Raw genomic sequence first — 23,348 nt, forward strand, 5'->3', positions numbered from 1 at the left:
CTAAGACATCTGGGAAGCTTTTATTTCCGTGAGGCATTCTGATCTACGGCGAAAACCGCCTTTTCGATATCTTGTTTCACCTGTTGCGACAAGCGGTCGATCACGGAGAAGTCGATCATTTCAAAATACAAGCCCTTTAACCGGTCGCGCCTTTTTTTGGCTTCGGCGAGGTATGACGTCGCCTCGTTCATTGCACTTCTGTAACGCGCTTTGATCCCGTCCATTTCTCTAGCGTATTTTTCATCCGTCCCCGAAGCAATTACCTGTTCGTACATATCCAGGATCTCGTCACTTTCCCTGCTGGGGAAGTACTCGTGCGGCGCCGTGGAATCGAAGATCGCCACACTGATTTCCGGAAAGATCAACATATCCAGGCTGCCCGGATCGAAACCGCAGTGAAACACTTCCGCATCAAAGCCTCTTTCTTCCGCGACGGAGACTAATTTTTTCAGCATCGTCGACTTTCCCGATCCAGGCCGGCCTTTGACAAAAATTCGTTTGGACACACCTGCTGTTAGATTCTCGACAAAATCGACCGCCCCTTTGGGAGTAGCCGCCCCCAGGAAGACGTGTCTGATCTTCGACTGTTTCTGCTGCACGCGATTGGCAAAGAACAAATCGACCAATTCTTCCGCCGCTTGATTTGCCTTGGTAAAATTCATGCTGTCGATGTAGTACTTTTCCCATTCGTCATGAATCCGCAGAGCCTTGGCAAAGGTCTCATACGCTTTTGTGCAGGTCTCCTCAAAGCCTGCCTGCAGGGCAGCCAAATTGGACTGGTTTCGCGAGACTTTGGCTTGATCCACTGCCTGATCCATATCGATAGAGAAGACCGCTTTGGCACTCTCCGGCCCCAGCGTTTCCCGGCAAGCGCTGCCATCAACGATCCCGATTCTCTCTTCAGTCAGGATAAGCCCATCGAGCGTATCGCTGTCAAACGGGCAGTGAAACATCTCTACACTTCGTCCCTGCCTGAGCATCTCGTCTGCAACCTGCTGCATGATCGTCGACTTGCCCGTACCCGGGCGACCCTTGAGAATATAGAGTTGGTCAAGCTCTTGAAAAGCGGAGTCAAATAAAAGATGGACCCCCGCCGCCGTATTTCCGCTGGCAAAGTAATGCCGAACCGTTTCACCCATTGGGACCGCTCCTTTCCAGTATCGAGGGTGTGGTTTACACCACCTATCATATGACGGCAGAAGCAAATTGTGCGTCTGTCCCTTGTATGTATAAACGGGAATTGGGTAACATACATATAGAAGAAAGCAGGGGTGGACAAGACCTCTGCTTTCCCGGGAGTCTACTTCTTTCGCTTTGGTCGGCGGGAGTGGGCTCCTCTCGGTTTTTTTCGGGGACAAAAAATCCGGACAAGTTCAAACGAGGTTACGACAACCTTCAACAGCCAGAACAGCTTTTCCAAGTATCCCATGACTTCACCTCCTCCCTGAAAGAGGTGGAAATGTTCCTTGCTGTGTATGGAATCAGGGATCGATGGTAACACTTGTAACAAACTGTTTTTACCAATAGATTATGAGGCAAAGGTTGTCCTTTATGTCATAAGAATGAATTTGAAATTCATTGTTCCGAATCACTGGACATAAAGAAAGCTCATTTCTTTTCCTCGGGCATCTCCCGATAAAGCAGTTCCTTCAACGGGGGAACACCAAGCCAGATCCAAATCCGCAAAAAAACGTCAAGGGACGGTTGGTTTACGTTCTTCAGGATCATACTAAGCGTGCTGGGCGAAATCCCGAGCTGCTGGGCGATCTCTTTTTGGGCCAGGTTGATTTTTCTCACGTTCTTGATGTAATGAGCGATACTGTTCTTCAAAGGGTACATCGCTCCCAGGCTGAAATGCTCGTCGAGGTCTTTCTTGATCTCCTCGTACAGGGCCGGCGCTATGTGAGGATCGTCGAGATAGCGGGAAAAAAAGAAGGAAAAAGCGGCTTGGGCAATATCGTCCCGGTTCATTTGCACACCGTGGGTGCGCGAAGAAGAAGCCAGGTAATCGATCAAATTGAGAAATGTTGTAGGTAAACGAAACGTCGTTTCTTGCCATTTCTGTTCCATATCAGCACCCCATCATCACGAGTCATGTAGGATATCAGTTTTATTGTATTCTCACGGAGGAGTGGACATGCGATTTCAACTGACAAAAGAACAAGCGGAAGAAATCAGGCGTGAAGCCGATTCCGTCCAAAAAGGCAACAAATGAGAAAAATCCCTTGCTTTGCAAGGGATTTCGACTGCAGAGATGACTGTGACGGTTTATTTGGCCGAACCGTAAAATTCGGCAAACACATCCGAAAACGCCTCGGCCGCAAGCAAGCTCTCTTCCAGCGTATTGTTTACGCCACCGAATTCCATTAACAAGCTGCCCGGTGAGATGGATTGGTTGTATTCACCATTCCCCTGTTTGGCGCTTTTGGTAAGCACGCCGCGGGACAAGCCGGGATATTTCTGGTTCAGCCGTTGGTGCAGGGCCTCGGCCAATTTTTTGTTTTCGGCGTAATTCGGATGAGCGGTCCCGATGACGAATAGGATTCGCGCATACGATTTACCGTTTATCGTAACGGTTGTGTCTTTACGCGGAACATCGGCATCGCGATGAATGTCGAAAAAATAATTCAGGGAAGGATGCACTTCTATCGCTTTGCTGATGGCTTTACGAGATTCCGCGTAAGAAAGGGCGTAGCTTAGGTTCTGTTTCTTTAACATTTCGGCAAAATCGTCGTTTCCGACTAAAGTGGCGATGCCCCTCTCCTGCAAGCCCTTTCCGATCTGCTTGCCTACCAACGTAATGTTCACGGCAGGATCGTCGATAGATGTTCCTTGCTGATTGCGCGCGACATTTTTCCAGGATTCGCGGTTGTGAGTATGGTAGACGTATACTTTTTTGTCCGTTCCTTGTTCATCCATTTGATCCAGGTTCGTTGTTACGACCCAACTGGCGACGTACGCGGTATTGCCGCCCGGGAGCGATACTTGATGCCAATCTCCCTGGGTTCCGACGATTGGAAACGAGTCACCCGGCTTGGCTTTGCCGACGATGTCATGCTCAAGCCCCGGACCGCTGCGCAAATTGGTATTGTCTATGATGTTGACGGCAGGCGCGGGTATTTCGGTCTGCTCTGCTTGAACCGGCAGTTCCATTTGCTCGGCTTGAGCGGGTGTATCGGTTCGTTCGATTTGAGCGGGTGTATCGGTCTGCACGACCCAACTGGCGACATAAGCGGTGACACCGCTTGGAAGTGTGATGTTGTACCATTCTCCTTCCAAGGCGGCAATCGGAAATGAATCGCCCGGTTTGGCTTTGCCGACGATGTCATACTCAAGCCCTGGACCGCGCCGCAGATTCGTGTTGTCGACGATCTTGACAAAGGATCCGGCCAAAATCGGCCCCCTTGAATCAACCCGAACGCTTTCGCTGCCGACGTTGTTCTTCGTCATTTCAAATGCAGCAGCTCCATAAGCAGGATCGGACATTGCAATTAAAAGCATAGCGACGACGCTTCCGCCCAGGAATGTTTTACGAAGCAACAAGGTTTACTCTCTCCTTACTCTCACTCTTTGTAAATGGATATTTTTAGCAATATTCGACATCGTTTGAGAAAGTCCTCCTCTATTTTCCAAATGTTTTCTTTTTCTACAAACCAATAAGCGTATTCGAAAAATCTCGAATACGCTTATTGGTTCAAGTGACGACCCTATTATTTTTAACATCTTGCGTCGGAAGTCTCATGGTAAGATGCCTCAACTTCAACTCGCGTTAGCGAGTAAGTGGGGGAGCATTCACGACAGTACTTTATAAATGACATACCCTATCACCAAAAGTAAAATTAAAATTCCAGTTCCTTTCCATCCCAAACCGCCAACTAAATCAGCTAAATTTCCGGATTCAGCACGATTGAATCCATCACCAAACGCACCAGTAGGGTTATTTTTTATTTCTTCTTGTCTTAAACGTTCTCGTTTTTCTTCAGGTGTTTCTTTTCGAGCATCCATGTAACCACCTCCTGATAAAAACTTCACTACGTGCGACTTGTTTTCTCATATGATGAATAAATTACATTTCGACAAATATTCCCAAATACCTTGTTACGCTGCCATCATTCGCAATGGAAACAAGACGAGGCTGCCTGGCTCAGGCAGCCCCTCCCTTAGATCAACAGATTAAACAAATACGGATCCTCGGTTATCTCCACGTATTTCACACTGTACTGATTCATCCGGTCGACCAGCGGTTGGTAGTCCTCCCGTTTTTTCAGCTCGATCCCCACCAGAGCAGGGCCGTTTTCCTTGTTGTTCTTCTTGGTGTATTCGAAGCGGGTGATGTCATCGTCCGGCCCCAATACCCGTTCGATAAACTCCCGCAAGGCGCCGGCCCGCTGCGGGAAACTGATGATAAAGTAATGCTTCAAGCCTTCGTATACAAGCGATCTTTCCTTGATCTCCTGCATCCGGTCAATGTCGTTATTTCCCCCGCTGACGATGCAGACGACGTTCTTCCCGGCGATCTCGTCGCGGTAAAAATCAAGGGCGGCAAGCGGCAGCGCACCAGCCGGTTCAGCGACGATCGCATGTTCGTTGTAGAGTTCGAGAATGCTGGTGCACACTTTCCCTTCCGGCACCAGCGCCACTTCGTCCAGTACCTCTTTACATATTTCCAGGGTGAGGTGCCCCACTTGCTTGACAGCAGCGCCATCGACGAATTTTTCGATATCCCCGAGGGTCACGGTGTCATCCTTCTCCAGGGAATGGCGCATGGCAGGAGCACCGGCGGGTTCGACGCCGATGATTTTCGCCGCGGGATTGATCCCTTTTACATAAGTCCCCACGCCGGAAGCAAGCCCGCCGCCGCCTACACTGACGAAGACGTAGTCAACCGTATCCTCGATGTCATTCATGATCTCCAGGCCAACCGTTCCCTGTCCGGCAATCACCTTCGCATCGTCGAATGGGTGGATAAACGTCTTGTCCTCTTCCGTGCAGTACCTCATCGCTTCGTAGTAAGAATCGTCAAACGTATCGCCGGTGAGGATGACTTCCACAAACGAGCCGCCGAACAGCTTCACTTGGGAGACCTTCTGCCGCGGTGTCGTCGTCGGCATAAAGATCTTCCCTTCTATCCCCAGCTGCTGACAGGAATAGGCTACCCCCTGGGCATGGTTGCCGGCACTGGCGCAGACGACGCCTTTTTGCCTTTCCTCCTCCGACAGGCTCTGAATCAGGTAGTAAGCGCCTCTAATCTTAAACGACCGGACGACTTGCAGGTCCTCCCGCTTCAGGTATACATTGCAGTTGTAACGGTTCGACAGACGCTGGTTCTTCTGCAGCGGCGTCTTGTTAACGACCTCTTTTAAGGCGTGATTCGCCAGAATGATATCTTCCATCCTTACATGATTCATCTCGTTTTCCTCCGATTACAAATTGAGCCAAAAAGAAAACTCCCGCCCGGCAATCTGAGATGATTGCTGAGGCGAGAGTATCGCGGTACCACTCAACTTTCCTGCTTTCCTCGCGAAAAACAGGCTTGGTAAGTCTTGGCCAAGACTCTAGTCTGATAACGGCGACTTCTCCGTTGTTTTTTACTGGGGCGCGCGCTGCCCGTTCGAAAACAAAGCTCTAAGGTGATATTCAAAGCGGGAGTAACGGCCGTCCTTTCAGCACGCGGGACAGCTCTCTGGCGCCAGAGCCCTCTTTTACTTGTCCTTATCTTCGCTTGCAATAATTTCGAAGTGTTTTTCTCATCAAAGTTTTCGGGTTGGATAATACGATTATAGGTACCTCTTCGGATCGTTGTCAACCCCCGGTGTCCTGCCGCTCCCGCCGCACCTGATGGCCGGTCGAATCCAGCAGCCCGAGCGATACCGGTATGCCGAGGATGGCAAACCCGATCAGCATGGTAAACAGCAGGCGATAATCGACCAGCAGGCTGACCAGGACCGAGGCGATCATCCCGCCGATGTAGCGAAAGGTCAAAAAAATACCGGAAGCGCTCCCGGCCAGCTCCTTGGCGACGGCCTGCAGGGAAGCCGTTTGCATCGCGGCAGTCCCGATGCCGGAACCAACCCCGCCCAGGATGAACACGAGACACAGGTACAGGAGGGAGTGATAGGGATAGATTCCCAGGTAAGACGCGGCGGCCAAACCCGATATGACAAAGGAAAGCAGCACCGTCTTATCCTTGCCGATCCGATCGGACATATATCCCCCCAGCCAGGAACAAAGCGACATGCACAAGGAAAAGGCGAACATCAGCCAGCCAATGGTTTTGATCGGCAGGTGCAGATCCCGCTGCAGCAGGATGGGCATGACCAGAATCGTGCTGTACATGATCGCGTTTGCCAGCAGGATCGACACATTCGCACTGGTAAACATCCGCTTTTTAAATAGCGCAAACTGAATCAGCGGCTCCTTGCACCTCCCCTCCTGCAGCACAAACAGGAGAATGACCAGCAGCAGAAGACCTACCGTCCAGACGTTGGCGTACTCGGCGTGTGTCGAAAGCAGGATAAGCGTCACCAGGCCAAGCGCCAGCAAGACCGAACCGGGCACATCAACAGCGGACGCCGGACGTGACTCACTTTTGGGCAGTACGAGCCAAGAAAGGACGAACGAGAGAGAAGCGAAGGGAATGTTAATCCAGAAAATGGATGTCCATCCCCATAGACTGATTAAAAACGCGCCGATTAACGGACCGATCGCGGCGCCCAGGCCCATCGACAGGCCAAACAGGCCAAAGGTTCTCCCCATCTGCTCCTTCGGGATGGCAAAGCGCAGGATTGCACTGGCATTCGGCGAAGCCAGTGCCCCGCCCAGTGCCTGCAGCGCGCGAAATACGCTCAGCCCAAGCAGTCCGCCCGCCGCGATGCAGCCGACAGAAGCGATGAGAAACAACAGCATCCCCAGCAAAAATGTTTGCCGGTTGCCGTACAGATCCCCTAATTTGCCGGCGATCGGCTGAAAGGTGGTCATGACGATCAAGTAGATCGTCACGACCCAGGAGGTATGGATCAGATCACTATTCAAAGATTCGGCGATGCTGGGCAGCCCCACCGCGATCATCGTAGAATTGACCGGCACCAGAAACGTCCCGGTCAAAATGGCAAACAGCAGCAGCCCTTGCCTACTTTTTGCCAAAACTGACCACTCCGTCCGTCCCGTTCACTGTCACGACATCCCCGTCTTTTAGCGTAGACGTGGCGATTTTGGTGCCGACAACCGCAGGGAGCCGGTATTCTCTCGCCACTGTACCGCCGTGGGACAAGATCCCTCCCGCGTCTGTCACAACAGCGCCGACGACAGAAAACAAGACGGTCCAAGCCGGTGTGGTGGTTTTGCAGACCAAGACGTCCCCTTTTTGCACCTTTGCAAATTCCGCGGGATCGCGAACCACTTTCACTACGCCGGTATAAACTCCCTGGGAAGCGGCATAACCGGTAAATTGCCGCGTTTCCTCGTCTACTTCTGGCAGCTTTCCGCCGAATATCCGCTCAAGCAGAGGATCATCCCCTGCAGCAGCGGGAGGGGTCCCATAGTATGGCGGCACCTGCTTTTGCTTATTTTCCCAATGCTCCCGCCTGCGACGCTCCACCAAGTCTCTGACGCTTGTAGGATGCTCCAGTACGTCCAAAAGTTCATCTGCGAACAGGAAGAAAATGTCTTCTTTATGACCGATGGCGCCGGATTCGGCCAACAATTCGCCGACACGCAGCAGGACCAGGCGCGATTTGGCCGGAAGCATGGCATCGATGTAGAAGTGGTGATCTTCATCCAGTCCGGCACAATCAAGCGCCCAACTGTGCAGCTGCACGAATCTCTCTTTGGCTTCCCCCTCGGGCAATCCAGCCAACAGCCGGGTCAGTTTCTCTTCCCGCTCGCTGACGATCCGGGCAAACTCACCGGCAAAATCGTATTCTTTCTCCACGTATCTGGCAATGACGGAGAGGACATGTACCGGATTTTCGATCCAAGTCTCATCCGCAAATTCATGGGAATTGGCCGTTCGGTACCCGTACTCTTGGAGAAAGGCCTCCACCTGCAGCAGCAAATCTCTTCCGTCCTGATGCTCTGACAGCCGTGGTTCGATCTCCTCTGCCGCCGTGCCGGCAAACAGCTCCGTGAGCCAGCTCGAATGTTTCACCTGTCTCGCCAGATTCCACAGCTCTCTATCGGTTTCCAACGTCTTGTTCATCACGCCGGCCAAGTAGCCGTAGACGACCGTAGGGTCGGGGTCGCCGGTTGCCTCCGTATATGCCCGCTCCAAAGACATCGTCAGGGAAGCTCTGGGCATCACCAGCTCAAAGTGGAGCTGCCAGGCCCTTATGTAAAACTCGTACAGTTCTGTAACAATTTGTAATGCCTCGTCCAGGGTGAGCGGCTGGCTCCGATAAAAGTCCATACGGCGGTAAAAAGGGAGGAACACTGCTTCTACCGTGTCGAACAATCTCTTTTTCAAGATTGGGAAAAGCGGTCCGACCCTGGCTTGATGTTCCTGCAAACGCTGTTCCATCTTTCCCGCATAGGGAATCGTGTGTTGATAAATCCGTCCATCCGACAGCTTTACGTGAAATTGGCTGACAGGAGATTTCAGGTTCTCGAATGCCAGTTTGGTCCCTTCCGTCATCGCGGGAATCTGAAAGGAGGCAAACAAAGGGCTGACGGCATGCCCTAAATGGACGTCGTCTTGTACCCAAAAGCCCTGCCGCTTATCCTCCTCGCTCAAAAAAATCTCCTGCTGAAATCCTGTTCGGCTAATCATATCGGCTCCTCCTCAGGTTGTGATCGGTCTTGCCTGCAGGATGTAGATCCATTGGTCTTTTACGGCGAATTCAATATCAACCGGGTATTGGCAGAACGCTTCAAGCTTCTTGGCCAGCTTTGCCAAAGCAAGGATGTCGGCATCAAAGAGACAATAGCGGCTTTGCTCGGCAACGCTCGTCTCGACCTCCTCCGTCCCCTGGCATCGGGACACGATTTTCATCTCTTTTTGTCCCAATTCTTTGCGCAGGTGCAGATCCCATTTGTTTACGTAAAACGTATCTGGCGTCACCAAGCCCGAGACCACCGCTTCCCCCAAGCCGTAACTCGCGTTGATGACGATTTGCTCCCTGTCGCGATTCAGCGGATTCATGCTGAAGATGACACCGGACACGTCGGCCGGAATCATTTGCTGGACGAGGACTGCCATGGAGGGAACTTCGGTGAAGATGTTTTGATGCTGAACATACTGTATGACTTGAGGAGAGAACAGCGAGGACCAGCAGCGCTTGATGCTCTCTTCCAGCTGAGCCGTACCGCGGACGTTCAAGATGGTGTCGTATTGTCCGGCAAAGGATGACTCCGGCAGATCTTCTGCGGATGAGGAGGAGCGGACGGCAACGGGGATAGGCCGCTGGCTTGCAGACGTTTGCAGGGATTGATAGGCGGCGGCAATCTCAACTGCCACATCGGCCGGCATGGCGGCTTGCAGAATCTCTTGGCCAATCTCATCCTCCCTGGTGATCCAGGCCAAATCTTGCCCTTGCCTAAATCGCTCCAGCGCTTGGGAAGTGATGACGAATCCATCGGGGATGCGGATGCCCGCTTGCATCAATCGGCCGAGGTGCCATGCCTTTGAACCGACGAGCTGAATCGCTGACTGGCCCGCCTGTTTGAGAGGAACAGTGTACAACAATCGCACTCCTAACCTTTACAATTTTTTTACATGAAGCGAATCATAATTACACAATATGTCGCATTCACACTTTCATGCATAGAGAAAAACCAAGGACGCGCCATTCCTGACGCGTCCCTTTGTTACCCTAAATTTTACCATTTAACTCATGAGCGCTTCGCTCGTAATTTTTTTCATGTATGATCTGCGGGTGACGAAAAAGTAAGCAGACTGCATGACGATATAGATGGCGACGACCAGCAGGGCATACGGCCAAATGTTGCCGCCCAGCAGGTTGCTGAGCGATTTCATCGCGAACAGCGTATGGACGATGCCGACGACACAGGGAATAAAGAAGATCGCGGCAATTTGCGTCGAGACGATCCGGCGGATTTCGGGCAGGGACATGCCGATCCGCACCAGCGCCCGAAACTGCGCCTGGTCATCCTGCAGCTCGGTAAACAATTTAAAGAAGATGATGCTCCCGGAAGCGATGAAAAACAGAAAGCTGACGAATACGCCGATGAAGAGCGTGAGTGAATTGAATTGATTCATCTCCAGATAGTCTTCTACACGGGAACGGAAATTCATGCTTTGGTCGCGCGGGACTGCCTGCTCGATTTTCTTGACGGTCTCGCCCGTCGATTCCCAATGTTTCAACTCATACCCGTAGGCGACCACTTTCTCGCTGTCAGGCACCCTCGCCATAATCTCCCGGTACTGCTCATCGCTGAGCACCAAGAGAAACGAGGTTGCTTCCAACGGAATGACAACAGCTCCGCTCACCTCTTTGTCCACCACGAGATTCAATTCCACATTGGCAGCGGTAGTCGAGACAGGCTGATTTTTTTGGAAAAAACCTCCAGACATCTCGTGATACGGATAGACAAAAACAGCATGCCCTCTGTCTACCTGTACCTGAGTTGTCCCCTTTACGCGTCCTGCCAATTGATTGTAATCCGTTGCCGAGACGACCAGCACGTCCTGCTGCCAGTCAGTCTTCAGCATCATGCTGACGGGAACCCCAGCCAGTTTTGCCTCGTATTCAATCTCCACCCCGTCTTGCTGCAGGATCTCATTCAGTTTCTGCGGATCTATCACCTGGTGCTGATGCAGTCCCTTTTCGACAAAGCCAATCGTCTGCGGAACGTGCGCCATGATCTGGTCGCGTTGGCTCTGATTGAAGACGTACAGAGTAGCGGAAGCGGTCAGAACGACCGCGCACAGGATCGAGACCATGAAGAGAATGCGGGCATTGTCTTTGATCTTGAAGACAAGCTGCGAGATCGTGAGCAGGTTGGTTCCCCGGTAGTACAACGGTTTGTTGCGGCCAAGCGCGCGGAGGATGACGACACTGCTCTGCGTAAACAAAAAATAGGTCCCGGCGATGACGAGAAACAGAATCGGCAGCATGACCAGGATGGCATTATTCCCGTCCATTCGGACCGCCAGGTAATACCCGCCGCCGATGCATACAGCGGAAAGCAGGACCAGCCATTTAGAGGCGAGCGGCAGCGATTTCGGCTTTTTTGACTCTTTCAGCAAGTCGACAATCTCTGTACGGCCGACCTGGAACAAGGTCATCAACGTGATCGCCTGGAACAGCAGGAAAAAACCGCCCGCCGTCCACAACAACGCTTTCGGCGGAATGAAAAAGCGAATGGGACTGTCTACGTTCATCAGAACAGCAAGTGCCATAAAAAACAGCTTGCTAAACAGGATGCCAAAAACGATCCCGGTGGCAATCGACAGCAAACTGATCAGCAGATTCTCGTAGTACACCATCCGCTTGATCTGGCCGTTGGTCAGCCCGAAGAGCGCAAGCAGGCCAAACTCTTTCTTCCGCGACTTGAGAAACGCAGAGATCGAGTACAGGACGAAGAAAAACGAAAAGATGAGGATGATGTATTCGCAGGCTGTCATCCCGATACGAACCTTGTCTCCTCCGCGGATATGGCCATTGATCACATCCGGGTGAAAGATAAAGGCTGCATAGATGAAAAATAGGGTTACAGAGAAGACGCTGCTCAAAAAGAAGGCGCTGTACTGGTGCCAATTTCCTCTTATATTCTTAAGCGCGAGTTGGTGAAACTTCATCAAAGTTCCCTCCCAACACGCTCAACGCATCCAGGATTTGCTGAAAAAAAGCCTGGCGGTTCGTACCGCGGCGGATTTCCGAGAAAAACTTCCCGTCCTTGATAAAAATAATGCGCCGGCAGTAACTCGCGGCGAACGGATCGTGGGTCACCATCATGATCGTCGCATTCATCTGCTCATTGAGCTCGCGCAGCGACTCCATCACGTCTTTGGCTGCCTTCGAGTCGAGGTTCCCTGTCAGCTCATCAGCCAGCAATATGGAGGGACGGTGAATGATCGCCCTGGCGATCGCCGCCCGCTGCTTTTGACCGCCCGAGACTTCATACGTCCGCTTGTCCAGGATGTGCTCGATGCCGAGCAGCCGGGCACACTCCAATAGGCGTGACTCCATTTCCCGCACGTCCATTTTCTCCAGTACGAGCGGCAGCAGGATGTTTTCTTTGATCGACAAGGTATCGAGCAGATTGAAATCCTGAAAGATGAAGCCCAGCTCGCGCCTGCGAAACAATGCCAGTTGCTTGTTTTTCAGCTTCGTCGGATTTGTCCCGTTGATCTCGATGTGGCCTGAAGTCGGTTTGTCAATCGTGGCGAGAATATTCAGCAGGGTGGTTTTTCCGCTGCCGGACGGGCCCATGACACCGACAAATTCTCCGGGGTCGATCTCCAGATTGATATCCTCCAATGCCTTATATGAGACATTCCCCTTCGAACTGTAAATCTTGGTTACGGATTGAGCCAGCAATACGCTCATGACTGATTCCTCCCATTTTTGATGGTAGCCTCAGTATAAGTCTGGAGGAGAGTCCCGAGACATCGATCTACCTTTCAATACGGCGCCTGTACCTTACAATTTTGTCACTTGTCTTCAAGGAATGGCATTCGGTGCAGGGAATCCGCTGTGAAATGGATCGTGGCAGTCGTCCCCTCCCCCGGTACGGACTGCAGCTCAAGCCGGTGCCCGAGGCGGCTGCAGATCTGTTTGGCCAGATACAAGCCCATCCCTGTCGACTCCGGATAAAGCCGGCCGTTGTCACCGGTGAAAAATGGATCGAACACCCTTGGCTGATCTTGTTCCGCGATGCCGATCCCCTCGTCCGTCACCCGCAGCCTGCAGCCTTGGACTGTTTGCTCTACCACGATCAAAAGTTGCTTGTTTCCCGGTTTGTCCCGAGAGTATTTCAGCGCATTGGTGACCAGTTGATTGAGGACAAAGCCCAGCCACTTCTCGTCGGTTGCGACGGTCTGCTCGTCGCCGGTAACTTTTGGGTAGATGGACCAGCGGATGCAGGCCTTTTTGTACCGGTTGACGACCCGGCGCACCAGCTGGAGCAGGTCGAGCTGCTTGACGTGCAGATCAAGCTCAAACTTGTCCAGGCGGGCTGTATGCAGCATCATCTCAAGTCCGTAGGTGATTCGTTCGTTTTCCTCCCGAATGCTCTGCAGCAATTCCTGCAGCGGAGGCGCCGGCTGCAGCTCTTTCGACTGTTGAATCAGCAGATCGATGACGGACACCGGCGTTTTCATCTGGTGGACCCACTGATTGGTAAAGTCGTGATGAAAATCTTGCTGCTTTCGGTATTGCGTCAGTTTGCTCATGAAGTCCATGTGCTGATCCTGCAAAATCTGCAGCAAAACCTGCTGCTCATGCGTAATTCCCCGCTGAATGCGGGTGATCGTCTCCAGGTCCGGCTTAGGATCGGACAGCACGCTGTTCACGCTGCGGTAGAAGGCTTTTTGTCTGAAGTAGTCCCAGAAAAGCCCTGTCAAGAGCCCGGCCAGCGCAAGTATGAGCATGTACAGCAGACTGTCCCAGCCGGTATAGTAGCGATGCCGCAGCATATCGAGGAAGATGACCAGCAAGACGAGGGCAAACGATATGGAAAACGATACGAGAAACAAACTCCTGTCACGCAAAAAATGTCTGAAAGTAAACCCGTGTTTGGCGTCCGATTCCCTCATCTCGCTCCACCTTGCTCCGACCAGGTGACATTCAACCGGTACCCTTGGCCGCGGATGGTCTCGATCGCTTTTGTGATGCCGATTTCCTCCAGCTTCTTGCGAACGCGGGTCACATTGACGGTCAAGGTATTGTCATCGACAAACTGTACATCATCCCAAAGCGCCTCCAAAAGTTCCTCCCTGGAGACGATCTGCCCGACTCTCGTACACAGGATATCGATCAACAGCGATTCGTTTTTACTTAATTCCGTCTGCCTGCCATTCCACTGCAGCAAGTGCTTGGAGCGGTCAAACGTAAGGCCCATGACATCCACTTCTTCCCGAGTGGCTGCAGGTGCAGCGTACTCTCCGTACGCCCGGCGAAGGGCGCTTTTGATCTTGGCCATCAGCAGATCCAGGTTGAACGGCTTGGTCATATAATCGTCTCCGCCGTTTTCGATTGCCATCACCTGGTCCATCTCTCCTACCCTTGCCGATAAGAAAAGAATCGGGACGTTGGAAATCGTGCGAATCTGCCGACACCAGTAAAACCCGTCAAACTGGGGCAGGTTGATGTCGAGCAGCACCAGATCCGGCTTGTGGGCGGCAAATTCCTGCTTGATATCGTGGAACTGTTCAGCCCTGATCACTTGGTATCCGTATTTCCTGACGTAATTCATGAGGATGGCGGCTATTTTGTCATCATCCTCGACAATGAGAATGCGGTACATAACATTTCCTCCATATGACAAATCCTGTTCTATGATTATAGCAAATCCCTCTGCAATGAGATGACGTAAAAAAATCCTGCACCAGACATGCAGGATGGGTCGATTCGCTATTTCGCTATATAAAGAGACTTTCCATGATCGTCAAGTTCCCTGCTGTTGCATCCAAATGGGCGTATACCCCTAATGGCAGCGCGAGATTTCTTTCTCCGTGGCCGACCTGCAGATTGTAGATCGTCGGCTTTCGGAAAGGAGCGATGATATTGTGGAACAAATTGACCACAGAAAAACTGTCGGATTCCTTCGGCTCACACTCTTCCCAGGTGCCGAGGACGATGCCCTCCGCCTCCGCAAACTTTCCGGCCAGCGCAAGCTGTGTCAGCATGCGGTCGACTCGATAGGGCTCTTCGCCGACATCTTCGATGAACAGGATTTTCCCTCTTGTATCGATTTCATAAGGTGTCCCGAGTGCAGCTGTTATCAGAGAAAGGTTTCCTCCGACGATCTGCCCCTGACACGTCCCCGGCACCAGGGTAACGGTCTGTGCTTCCGGATGGACGATCTGGCCCAGCGGTGCCGCCTGGGTCAGCGCCCGCAGCCAAAACTCCCGGGAATGATCGTCCAGTTTGCAGCGGGTCATCGGTCCGTGGAGTGTGGCCAGCCCCGCTATCTTCTGAAAGGCGATATGCAGTGCCGTGATGTCGCTGTAGCCCACAAACAATTTGGGATGCTCGGCGATTACCTGATAATCGAGCAGGTCCAGGATCTGCGGCGTGCCATACCCTCCCCGCAAGCAGATTATACCGTCCACGTCCGGATCGGTAAACATCCTCATCAGTTCTCTTGCCCGGTTTTCCGGCGTTCCCGCCAAATAGCCGCCATACGTTTGATAACAGCACTCTCCCATTATTACTTTGAAGCCGTACCCCTCCAGCCGTTTTTTCGCCGCTTCAACCTTGGGAAGCTGATCGGGACTGGAAGGAGCCGGCACGCCGATCGTGTCTCCCGGTTGCAAGACTTTCCCTTTGCGCATGTTATCCCCTGCCTTTCTTCGCTCGAATCTCCCCTGCTCAATTCGCAAGATTAGGAATACAAAGACCTATTCATTATACCATCGGAACGATCCACTTGCTAAAAAAACCGATCATCCCGCCCGGGACCATCGGTTAAGCATTATTGCAGTTTATTGTCTATCGTACCTTCCTTGTACATGTCGCTCACCAGCTGATGGGTTTCGGCAAGCCCCTGTGAGACATTGCCGGAACGGGCGTGATCCGCCGGTTGATAGGTCGTATCAGCCAATTGCTCGCTTTGCTCGGCTGAAAGTGCGTGCTTGTTTTCCACTATCCTGCATCCTCCTCGCTTCTATCGTCGAGGTTATTCTGCTCTACTCCTGCCGCTGCTATGCAAAAACCACCAACGCCAGGTTGGTGGTCAAAGCATCTCGTTTAATTTCCTTTCTCTACGGCAATGCGGTCTTCGCTTACGTCCACCTTGATCTTTGCGATGTCTTCCTCTTCCATGATCAAGTCGGCGATCCCGTCTTCGACGTATTCTTGAATTACGCGGCGCAAGGGGCGGGCACCAAATGCCGGGTTGTAACCCAGTTCCGCCAATCTGCGCTTGGCCGCATCTGTTACCTGCAGCTCGATTCCCTGCTCTTTTACGCTTTGGATCACTTCGTCCAGCATCAAATCGACGATTTTCAGCAGGTCGGCCTCGGTCAAATGGTGGAACGGAATAATGCCGTCAAAGCGGTTTAGAAACTCCGGCTTGAAGTATGCGCCCAGCGACTCGCTGACCGGACGGGCTTCCGGCGCCTGGCCGTTGAAGCCGAGGGGATTTTTCTTCTCCGCCATACCGGCATTGCTGGTCATGATGATGACCGTATCCTGGAAGCTGACCGTCCGTCCCTGGCTGTCGGTCAGGCGACCGTCATCCAGGATTTGCAGAAAGATATGCTGCACATCCGGGTGGGCCTTTTCGATCTCATCGACGAGCACGATGCTGTACGGATTCCGGCGTACCCGCTCGGTCAGCTGGCCGGCTTCTTCATGGCCGACGTAGCCGGGCGGGGAGCCGATCAGTTTGGAGACAGAGTGTTTTTCCATATATTCACTCATGTCCAGCCGGATCATCGCCTCACGTGTCCCGAACAGCTCCTCTGCCAGGCATTTGGACAGCTCCGTCTTCCCGACGCCGGTCGGTCCGACGAACAGGAACGAGGCAATCGGCCGATTCTTCGGCTTCAATCCGGCACGGCTGCGGCGGATCGCTTTCGCCACTTTTTCCACCGCTTCGGGCTGTCCGATAATACGCTCAGACATGCGCTCCGGCAGATGCTTCATCTTTTGCTGTTCCGCCTGCTGCAATTTGCGCACGGGAATCCCGGTTTTGGTTTCGATGATTTCCTGGATGTCCTCTACGTGCACTTCAGGCTGGGCTGCCTCTTCGACCGCCTGCCATTGAGCCTGAAGGGCCAACTCCTCGTCCCGCCATTTTGCCGCACTTTCATAATCCTCGCGCTTCGTCGCTTTTTCCTTCTCCGCTGCCGCCTGTTCCCATTTTCTGCGGATCTCGTCTGCCTGGGAAACCTTGCTCCGTAGGTTAACCTTGGAGCCTGCTTCGTCGAGCAAATCGATTGCCTTATCCGGCAGGAAGCGGTCTGGAATATACCGGTGCGACAGTCCCACGCAGGCGCGGAGCACCTCGTCGGAATAGCGAACGTTGTGGAACGCCTCGTATTTGGAACGGATGCCCTGCAGGATCTCGAAAGCTTCTTCCAGGCTGGGCTCTTTGACGATGACGGGTTGGAAACGGCGCTCCAGGGCGGCGTCTTTTTCGATCAGCCGGTATTCCTTCAGCGTCGTTGCCCCGATCACCTGCAGCTCGCCGCGGGCGAGAGCGGGTTTTAAGATGTTGCCGGCATCGATTGAGCCTTGGGCAGAGCCCGCTCCGACAAGCAGGTGAATCTCGTCGATGAAGAGAATCACGTTTTTGCGCTCCTGCAGCTCGGCGATGACCTGCTTGATTTTTTCCTCAAACTGGCCGCGGATGCCGGTGCCGGCGACCAGGGAGGAGACGTCCAGCGAGAAGACTACCTTGTTCATCAGCTTGGCAGGTACCTTCCCTTCAGCAATTCGCAGCGCCAGGCCCTCTGCAATCGCTGTTTTCCCGACGCCTGGTTCACCGATCAGGACGGGGTTGTTTTTATTGCGGCGGTTTAAGATTTCGATGACCCTGTCTACTTCTTCGTCACGACCGATGACCGGGTCGATCAAGCCGGAGCGGGCGGCGTGACTAAGATCGCGCCCTGCCTCTTCAAGAATGCCGGCCGATTGGCGGACGCCGGACATTTCACTCTGGTCCGGCTTTCCGCTTGAGGCAAATGGAAAGTCAGGGAAGAACATGTCGCTCATGGAGGAAATGCCTCCAAGCGGGCCAAATCCAAATGGCACGCTCATGTCGGAACCAAGTTTTTGATAGCACTCTTCACAGAGATGTAGTTTTTGTTTTTGTTGGTTGATTTGCAGGTTTAGTTGTATATTCGCATTTTTCTTCTTGCACTGTTGGCATAACATGGATGCTATACCTCCTGTCGAATGTAAAGTGTTTGATCAAATTTGACTTTGACTATCTTTGATTATAATTTGACCTTCTTTGACTTTCAACAGGAAATAAATGGGTGGTGGGGAAGGACTGGGGGTTGTTCAACGTAGAATTTGGTCGACAAGCGTGTGCCGTTTTTTTCCGTTCCGACTGGGGAGGCGTTGCCAAGGCCTCGTTCGCTCCATTTTTTTCGGTTTCTCGGAGCTTCTTCTTAGATAGGATGAAAAAAACCGCGAGCTGTGTCGCGGGAGAAAAAAGATGTCTTATTCTTTCTCGGGAGAGTTGACCTTCTCGAACGCCTTGAGGAACGTTTCTACCGGGTGGGCGCCGGATAGTGCCAGTTGGTTGTCGATGACGAAGAATGGGACGCCTGAGATTTGGAGTTGGCGGGCGTATTGGAGGTCTTGCTCAATCTCTGCTTGCTTCGCGCCGCTTTGGATCAACGCTTTTAGCTCATTTCCGTCCATTCCCTGCTGCTCTGCTATTTTTGCCAACACATCCAGATCCCCGATATCGAGGCCAGCTTCAAAATACGCCTGGTAGATGGCATCGACGACTGCGCCGGTCTTCTCGTCGGGCGCAAGCTTGATCAGTTGATGTGAAGCCAGCGTATTCGGCTTCTTGTCCACGCGGTCAAAGTGGAATGTCAGCCCGGAAGCGGCACCTGCGGCCGTCACGTGCTCGAGCATCCGGTCGAGAGCCTGCGGGGTTCCAGTCAGAGCCAACATCGCCTCGCGGAAAGGATGTCCTGCCTCTGGCGTGTTCGGATCCAGCATGTACGAACGGTAGCGAATGGATGCCGGTTTCCCGTTCCACTGCTGCAGGGCGTCAAACAGGTGCTTCTTGCCGATCCGGCACCACGGACAGATGGTGTCTTGAAAGATATCGATGATCATAAAAGAATTACTCCCCTCGCCTGTTGGCAAATCTCAGTCTAGTGTACAGCAAAATCATCCAAATCGTAAGTTGATCACTTCATGTAAGTGCATCTATTTTACCAGCGCCTTGCCTATGGGTTTAAACAATTTTTCTACGACTTGTGACGGTCCAGGCATGTTCGGATACAGGACCAACAAGACGGCAAGCGCCCACCCGATGACCGTCAGGACGGCAAAAGCCTGCTTCTCCCTTTTTATCCGGTGCTTGAGCTTCGGCCACTCAATGAGAAACAGGACAAGTGCGACGGCTGTAATTCCCAGGACCGAAGCTGCCTTCACTCTTTTTTCACCTCTTTTTTCGGCATATCCGCTTGCTCGGTTACGAGTCCCGGCCGGCGTACCCACACTTTCACCCGGATGTTTACCTTGACCTTGGGGAACACCTCGTCCCAGCGATCCTTCACCTCGTCCCACTCCTTGGGATACTTTCGGTGAAAAGCCTCCCCGAAGCCGAAGATATCTGCCTTCATTTTCTTCTGAACCTGAGCAAGCACCATCTTCACGCGATTCTTGATGTCTTCCTCCATATGCTTCGCCAATAGTCTGGTAACTTTAGGGTTGCTCGTATCCAGATTGGTCGTGTTCTGCACGATGTCGTCTTCTGTTTCAAGCTTGACGGTAATGCTCCACTCGTCATCTTTTATTTTCGGAATGATTTCCGCTGTGCTTCGCAGCAGCTGCATCGAGACAAACCCCTTTGCTTCTTTTGGGGCGATCGTTATCGTGGTCGACTTGATTTCATTCCGCAGCCAGAGGACACCTCTTGTCAGCTTGTCGTCCAAAAATCCGACCAGCTTGTCTTTTTTAAAGATGGCCGAGCCTTTTTCATATGCGATCGTCTTCTTTTCATCTTCGCCCTCTTCCGGCGAAAGCATGATGATTCTCGGGGCTGCCGCCGCCCGGGTATTACCTGCCAGCATTTGGGCCAAATCCTTTATCGTCACCTTCATGCCGATCTGAAACTTCGCCAGCTCTCTCAGCACATCCGCAATGTTCTTTTCAAGCGGCGGGTTCAGACTTAAAATCTCCCTGCTAGTCTCCTTGCTGATAAACACAAAAGCCCGCTCGCGGGTTTGCGGGTGCCGCAGCAGGAAGTCGATATACGGACGAATGCCTTCCTTCGCCAGCTTCTCATCAATAATAAAGACATCGTTATGCCCCCAGAAGATCTTGCGAGGAATTTGTTCCTGCAGCTTCGCCATCGCCTCGGCGATGGTCACCCCGACAGCAGATCTGACCAATGTCTGCGGAGCCGTACCGCTTCCTCCGCCTCCCCCCATTCCGCTTGGTCCGGCCCCTGCCGCTTTGGGTATATACACTTGAACCGACAGTTCGATGGTCTTGCCCGTTTTTTTGTCTACTCCTGCAGCTGTAACGATGGCCAAATCGTTCACTTCTCTTCGATCCCAGCAACCTGTCAGCAGCAATACCATTTGGCAAAAAAGCAAGAACCGCAGGAGCTTCATCCTTGGGTTGCCTCCTTGCGCCGCCGAGTTTTCTCCCGAATCAATGCGACTGCCAGCAAAAGCAAGGGGATAGCGATTTGGAACGTCAGGGCAAGAAACGGCAGCGACGTGCTGATCAGGGATGTCAGCTGCTGCAGGGTTGGCCCCGACCAGACACTGAAAACAACCAGCAAGAAGCCGAGCGGAAGCACGAGCGGACGATAGTCCGGGAGCTCCAGCCACTGCCCGGCGGCAAGCGCAAGCACGTAATAAAACACAGTGATTTTGACAAACGCGCCTGTTACCCAAATCGCCATCACCACTGCCTCCACATGCTCAAAAAAATCGGCGAGACTGATATAGCGGGCTGCCACAATGAATGGGTAAACAAGACCCGGCGTGATATCGCCAAACAGGAAGAGTATGGCAATATTTTCGATTACCAAAAAAAGTAAAACAACGAAAACAGAAATCGTTCCCCACATGAAGCCGTTGACGCGGTCCGTCAGATAGGGAAGCATAAACGAAATGACGACGAACTCACTAAACCAGGTCAGCAGGACAACCGAACCCTTGAGAGACGGTCCGATCCCATGCTCCATGATCGGCAGCATATGAGCCGGTTTCAGGTCGGGGATGAGCAGCAGTACGATCGATATCTGCAAGATGAGCCCCAGCGGAACAAAGATCTGGCCGCACCTGCCCAGCACTTCCAAACCACCGGCAACAGCATATGCGCCTGCCAGGACAATACTGGCGGCTACTACGATCATCGGGGTTAACGTGTAAAACGTGCCGACGACAAATTCCGTGTATTCCCTGACAATAAGACCGCCCGTATACAAAAAATAGAGCACGTAGCAGAAGCCGAGGATTTTTCCCGGAATCCGCCCCAGGATCGTTTCGCTGTATTCGATCAGCGTCTGTTTCGGGTAAAGCTTGTTTAGCCGGCAGACGATATACACAGTCAAAAAGCCGATCAAGGAGCCCCACATAGGCGAAATCCACATATCTCTGCCCGCTTGCTTCGCGGACAGCGACGGCAGCAGCAGAAGCGCCGTGACCAGGATGGTCGGCAGCATCAAGAGACCCATTTGGAATGCAGAAATCCTGCCCTTTTCAATTGTCATCGTTCATCACCTTTGCCAGGTCCCGGTTTCTGTCCGGCAGACTGCCTTTGCTTGTTGAACTTTCCGGATAAGTGGGGGCGATTATCCAGCTTCCACCACGGGGCCCGTACGAATGCGTCCTTGATTTCCAAAAGTTTAAACGGTGCCAGCGGCGTCAAGTAGGGAACGCCAAAGGAACGCAGCTTGCATAGGTGAACGACGATGGCGACAACCGCCAGCATAATTCCGAGCAAACCAAGCGTTCCTGCCATCAGCATGATCGGGAAGCGCAGCATCCTCAGGGCGATCCCGGCGTTGTAGCGAGGAAGCATGAATGAAGCGACCCCTGTGAGCGCCACGACCATCACCATGGGAGAAGAAACCAGTCCGGCCGCAGTGGCTGCCTGACCGATCACGAGACCGCCGACAATGCTGACGGCGGGACCTACCTGCTTCGGCAGCCTGATCCCTGCCTCTCGCAGCGCTTCAAAAATGAATTCCATGATAAACGCCTCGACAAGCGCCGGAAACGGAATCTCTTCCCGGGACTTGGCGATGCTGAGCAGCAGGGAGGTCGGAATCATCTCCTGATGATAAGTGAGGATGGCCACGTAAACAGAAGGGGCCAGCATGGCAACGCCGAGAAAGAAGAAGCGAAGCCAGCGAATCGCCGTGCTGACGAGGTAATCCTGATAGTAATCTTCCGGCGACTGCAGCAGCGAAAAAAAGGAGACGGGAACGATCAGGGAAAAAGGCGTGCCATCTATCAAGATGGCCACACGTCCCTCCAGCAGATTGGCGGCGACAACGTCAGGCCGCTCTGTCACGATCATTTGGGGGAAGGGCGTATAGGCATTGTCCTCGATCAGCTCTTCGATATAGCGGCTTTCCAATACGCCGTCGACGTCGATCCGGTTTATCCGGGTGACAACCTCCTTCACCAGGGTCTTGTCTGCGATCCCATCCATATAGGCGATGATGATCTGGGTCTGGGTATAGCGCCCGGTTTTCTGCGATTTCATTTTCAACGCCGGCGTCCTGAGCTTTCGCCTCAGCAAAGAGGTATTCACCTCCAGCGTTTCCGTAAACCCCTCGCGCGGTCCGCGGACGACCTGCTCGGCATCCGGCGATTCTACCCCGCGTCCTTCCCACTTGGCCAATCCGAGCGAAATGGCCCGGCTTTCCTGATCAATCAGGAGGACCGGATTTCCGGCCGTAATTTGAGCAATCGCCTCGCCGATCTGCTTTATTTCTTTGCTGTTGGACACCGTGATTTTCCGCTTGATCAGCGCAAAGAGAGAACAGCCCTGCCGCTCGACTCGTTCAGGATCTAGGGTCTTAGCGGTGAGCGGAACAAGGACGTGCTGATCGATCAGTTCTGTATTGGACAATCCTTTGATATAGATCAGGCAAGCTTTTTTCTGTCCAAAAATCGTAAATTTATGAAAGATGACGTCCGCACTGTCGGAGAAAATCGAGGTTAAGTCTTGCAAATTGGCGTTTAATTGAGCGGACAGTGGTTTTTGCTGTCCGCCCGGCAGCGGCGGCTTTTGATTGGATTTTTTCTGCTGACGGGACCGTAAGAGCTGTTTGAGAGAACCTTTGAAAAAATCCATGGCTTATCCCCTTGCATCAGGATCTGGATGGGCAGTGATTGCAAAAGAAGCTTATTTATCCATTTTTGCTAAAACATTGGAGAACTATACTTGGGTCGCCACAGCTTCTCTACAGATATCCTCTTGAAGTGTATGGTGAATTGTCGTACACTTACACCATAGTGTATGGCGAGTATCCATACACCTCACACTTGAGAGGTGGGCCTATGC

General features: G+C 52.6%; 21 protein-coding genes. All 21 read right to left on the bottom strand.

The features are described 5' to 3' along the window. Window positions 1-20 precede the first annotated feature (20 nt). Entirely contained in the window at window positions 21-1,139 is a 1,119-nt protein-coding gene (locus ACI7RC_RS07250) for a PRK06851 family protein (protein WP_408107568.1), read from the bottom strand. Between the two features lie 161 nt (window positions 1,140-1,300). Beyond that, window positions 1,301-1,429, bottom strand: a complete 129-nt coding sequence (locus ACI7RC_RS07255; protein ID WP_408107569.1) for a hypothetical protein — start codon at window positions 1,427-1,429, stop codon at window positions 1,301-1,303. A gap of 179 nt (window positions 1,430-1,608) precedes the next feature. Beyond that, a complete protein-coding gene (locus tag ACI7RC_RS07260) occupies window positions 1,609-2,070 on the bottom strand; it encodes a helix-turn-helix domain-containing protein (RefSeq protein ID WP_408107570.1) in 462 nt (153 codons plus the stop codon). 198 nt (window positions 2,071-2,268) lie between these two features. Beyond that, complete coding sequence (gene spoIIP, locus ACI7RC_RS07265; protein WP_408107571.1) at window positions 2,269-3,543, bottom strand: stage II sporulation protein P; 1,275 nt, start codon at window positions 3,541-3,543, stop codon at window positions 2,269-2,271. Window positions 3,544-3,792: 249 nt separating this feature from the next. Further along, window positions 3,793-4,005, bottom strand: a complete 213-nt coding sequence (locus ACI7RC_RS07270) for a DUF6366 family protein (protein ID WP_408107572.1) — start codon at window positions 4,003-4,005, stop codon at window positions 3,793-3,795. A 155-nt stretch (window positions 4,006-4,160) separates the two neighbouring features. Beyond that, entirely contained in the window at window positions 4,161-5,408 is a 1,248-nt protein-coding gene (gene ilvA, locus ACI7RC_RS07275; protein WP_408107573.1) for a threonine ammonia-lyase IlvA, read from the bottom strand. A 394-nt stretch (window positions 5,409-5,802) separates the two neighbouring features. Beyond that, a complete protein-coding gene (locus ACI7RC_RS07280) occupies window positions 5,803-7,143 on the bottom strand; it encodes an MFS transporter (RefSeq protein ID WP_408107574.1) in 1,341 nt (446 codons plus the stop codon). After that, the gene (locus ACI7RC_RS07285) at window positions 7,130-8,764 is read right to left on the bottom strand and encodes a PEP-utilizing enzyme (RefSeq protein ID WP_408107575.1); all 1,635 of its coding nucleotides are present in this window, start codon (window positions 8,762-8,764) and stop codon (window positions 7,130-7,132) included. The genes ACI7RC_RS07280 and ACI7RC_RS07285 overlap by 14 nt, the downstream gene beginning before the upstream one ends. A gap of 12 nt (window positions 8,765-8,776) precedes the next feature. After that, window positions 8,777-9,676: a PEP/pyruvate-binding domain-containing protein gene (locus tag ACI7RC_RS07290; protein ID WP_408107576.1), complete on the bottom strand. Its 900-nt coding sequence runs from the start codon at window positions 9,674-9,676 to the stop codon at window positions 8,777-8,779. 144 nt (window positions 9,677-9,820) lie between these two features. Continuing rightward, window positions 9,821-11,755 carry an ABC transporter permease gene (locus ACI7RC_RS07295; RefSeq protein WP_408107577.1) on the bottom strand — a complete coding sequence of 645 codons (1,935 nt, stop codon included), beginning with the start codon at window positions 11,753-11,755 and terminating at the stop codon, window positions 9,821-9,823. Then, window positions 11,730-12,506, bottom strand: a complete 777-nt coding sequence (locus ACI7RC_RS07300; RefSeq protein ID WP_408107578.1) for an ABC transporter ATP-binding protein — start codon at window positions 12,504-12,506, stop codon at window positions 11,730-11,732. The genes ACI7RC_RS07295 and ACI7RC_RS07300 overlap by 26 nt, the downstream gene beginning before the upstream one ends. Window positions 12,507-12,610: 104 nt before the next feature. Then, window positions 12,611-13,714, bottom strand: a complete 1,104-nt coding sequence (locus tag ACI7RC_RS07305) for a sensor histidine kinase (RefSeq protein ID WP_408107579.1) — start codon at window positions 13,712-13,714, stop codon at window positions 12,611-12,613. Beyond that, complete coding sequence (locus ACI7RC_RS07310) at window positions 13,711-14,424, bottom strand: response regulator transcription factor (protein WP_408107580.1); 714 nt, start codon at window positions 14,422-14,424, stop codon at window positions 13,711-13,713. The genes ACI7RC_RS07305 and ACI7RC_RS07310 overlap by 4 nt, the downstream gene beginning before the upstream one ends. 115 nt (window positions 14,425-14,539) lie before the next feature. Next, the gene (locus ACI7RC_RS07315; protein ID WP_408107581.1) at window positions 14,540-15,454 is read right to left on the bottom strand and encodes a S66 peptidase family protein; all 915 of its coding nucleotides are present in this window, start codon (window positions 15,452-15,454) and stop codon (window positions 14,540-14,542) included. A 140-nt stretch (window positions 15,455-15,594) separates the two neighbouring features. Continuing rightward, entirely contained in the window at window positions 15,595-15,765 is a 171-nt protein-coding gene (locus ACI7RC_RS07320; RefSeq protein ID WP_408107582.1) for a YozQ family protein, read from the bottom strand. A gap of 104 nt (window positions 15,766-15,869) precedes the next feature. Next, on the bottom strand, window positions 15,870-18,002 hold the full coding sequence (locus tag ACI7RC_RS07325; protein WP_408107583.1) for an ATP-dependent Clp protease ATP-binding subunit: 2,133 nt from the start codon (window positions 18,000-18,002) through the stop codon (window positions 15,870-15,872). A 291-nt stretch (window positions 18,003-18,293) separates the two neighbouring features. Beyond that, window positions 18,294-18,926, bottom strand: coding sequence for a DsbA family oxidoreductase (locus ACI7RC_RS07330; protein WP_408107584.1), 633 nt, complete (start codon window positions 18,924-18,926; stop codon window positions 18,294-18,296). 93 nt (window positions 18,927-19,019) lie between these two features. Beyond that, complete coding sequence (locus ACI7RC_RS07335; protein WP_408107585.1) at window positions 19,020-19,247, bottom strand: hypothetical protein; 228 nt, start codon at window positions 19,245-19,247, stop codon at window positions 19,020-19,022. Further along, window positions 19,244-20,434 carry a Ger(x)C family spore germination protein gene (locus tag ACI7RC_RS07340; RefSeq protein WP_408107586.1) on the bottom strand — a complete coding sequence of 397 codons (1,191 nt, stop codon included), beginning with the start codon at window positions 20,432-20,434 and terminating at the stop codon, window positions 19,244-19,246. The genes ACI7RC_RS07335 and ACI7RC_RS07340 overlap by 4 nt, the downstream gene beginning before the upstream one ends. Next, window positions 20,431-21,543 carry a GerAB/ArcD/ProY family transporter gene (locus tag ACI7RC_RS07345; protein WP_408107587.1) on the bottom strand — a complete coding sequence of 371 codons (1,113 nt, stop codon included), beginning with the start codon at window positions 21,541-21,543 and terminating at the stop codon, window positions 20,431-20,433. The genes ACI7RC_RS07340 and ACI7RC_RS07345 overlap by 4 nt, the downstream gene beginning before the upstream one ends. Next, entirely contained in the window at window positions 21,540-23,138 is a 1,599-nt protein-coding gene (locus tag ACI7RC_RS07350; protein ID WP_408107588.1) for a spore germination protein, read from the bottom strand. The genes ACI7RC_RS07345 and ACI7RC_RS07350 overlap by 4 nt, the downstream gene beginning before the upstream one ends. Window positions 23,139-23,348: the final 210 nt, after the last annotated feature.

This window comes from Brevibacillus sp. B_LB10_24 (assembly GCF_046036945.1).
In the GTDB taxonomy this organism is placed as follows: domain Bacteria; phylum Bacillota; class Bacilli; order Brevibacillales; family Brevibacillaceae; genus Brevibacillus_C.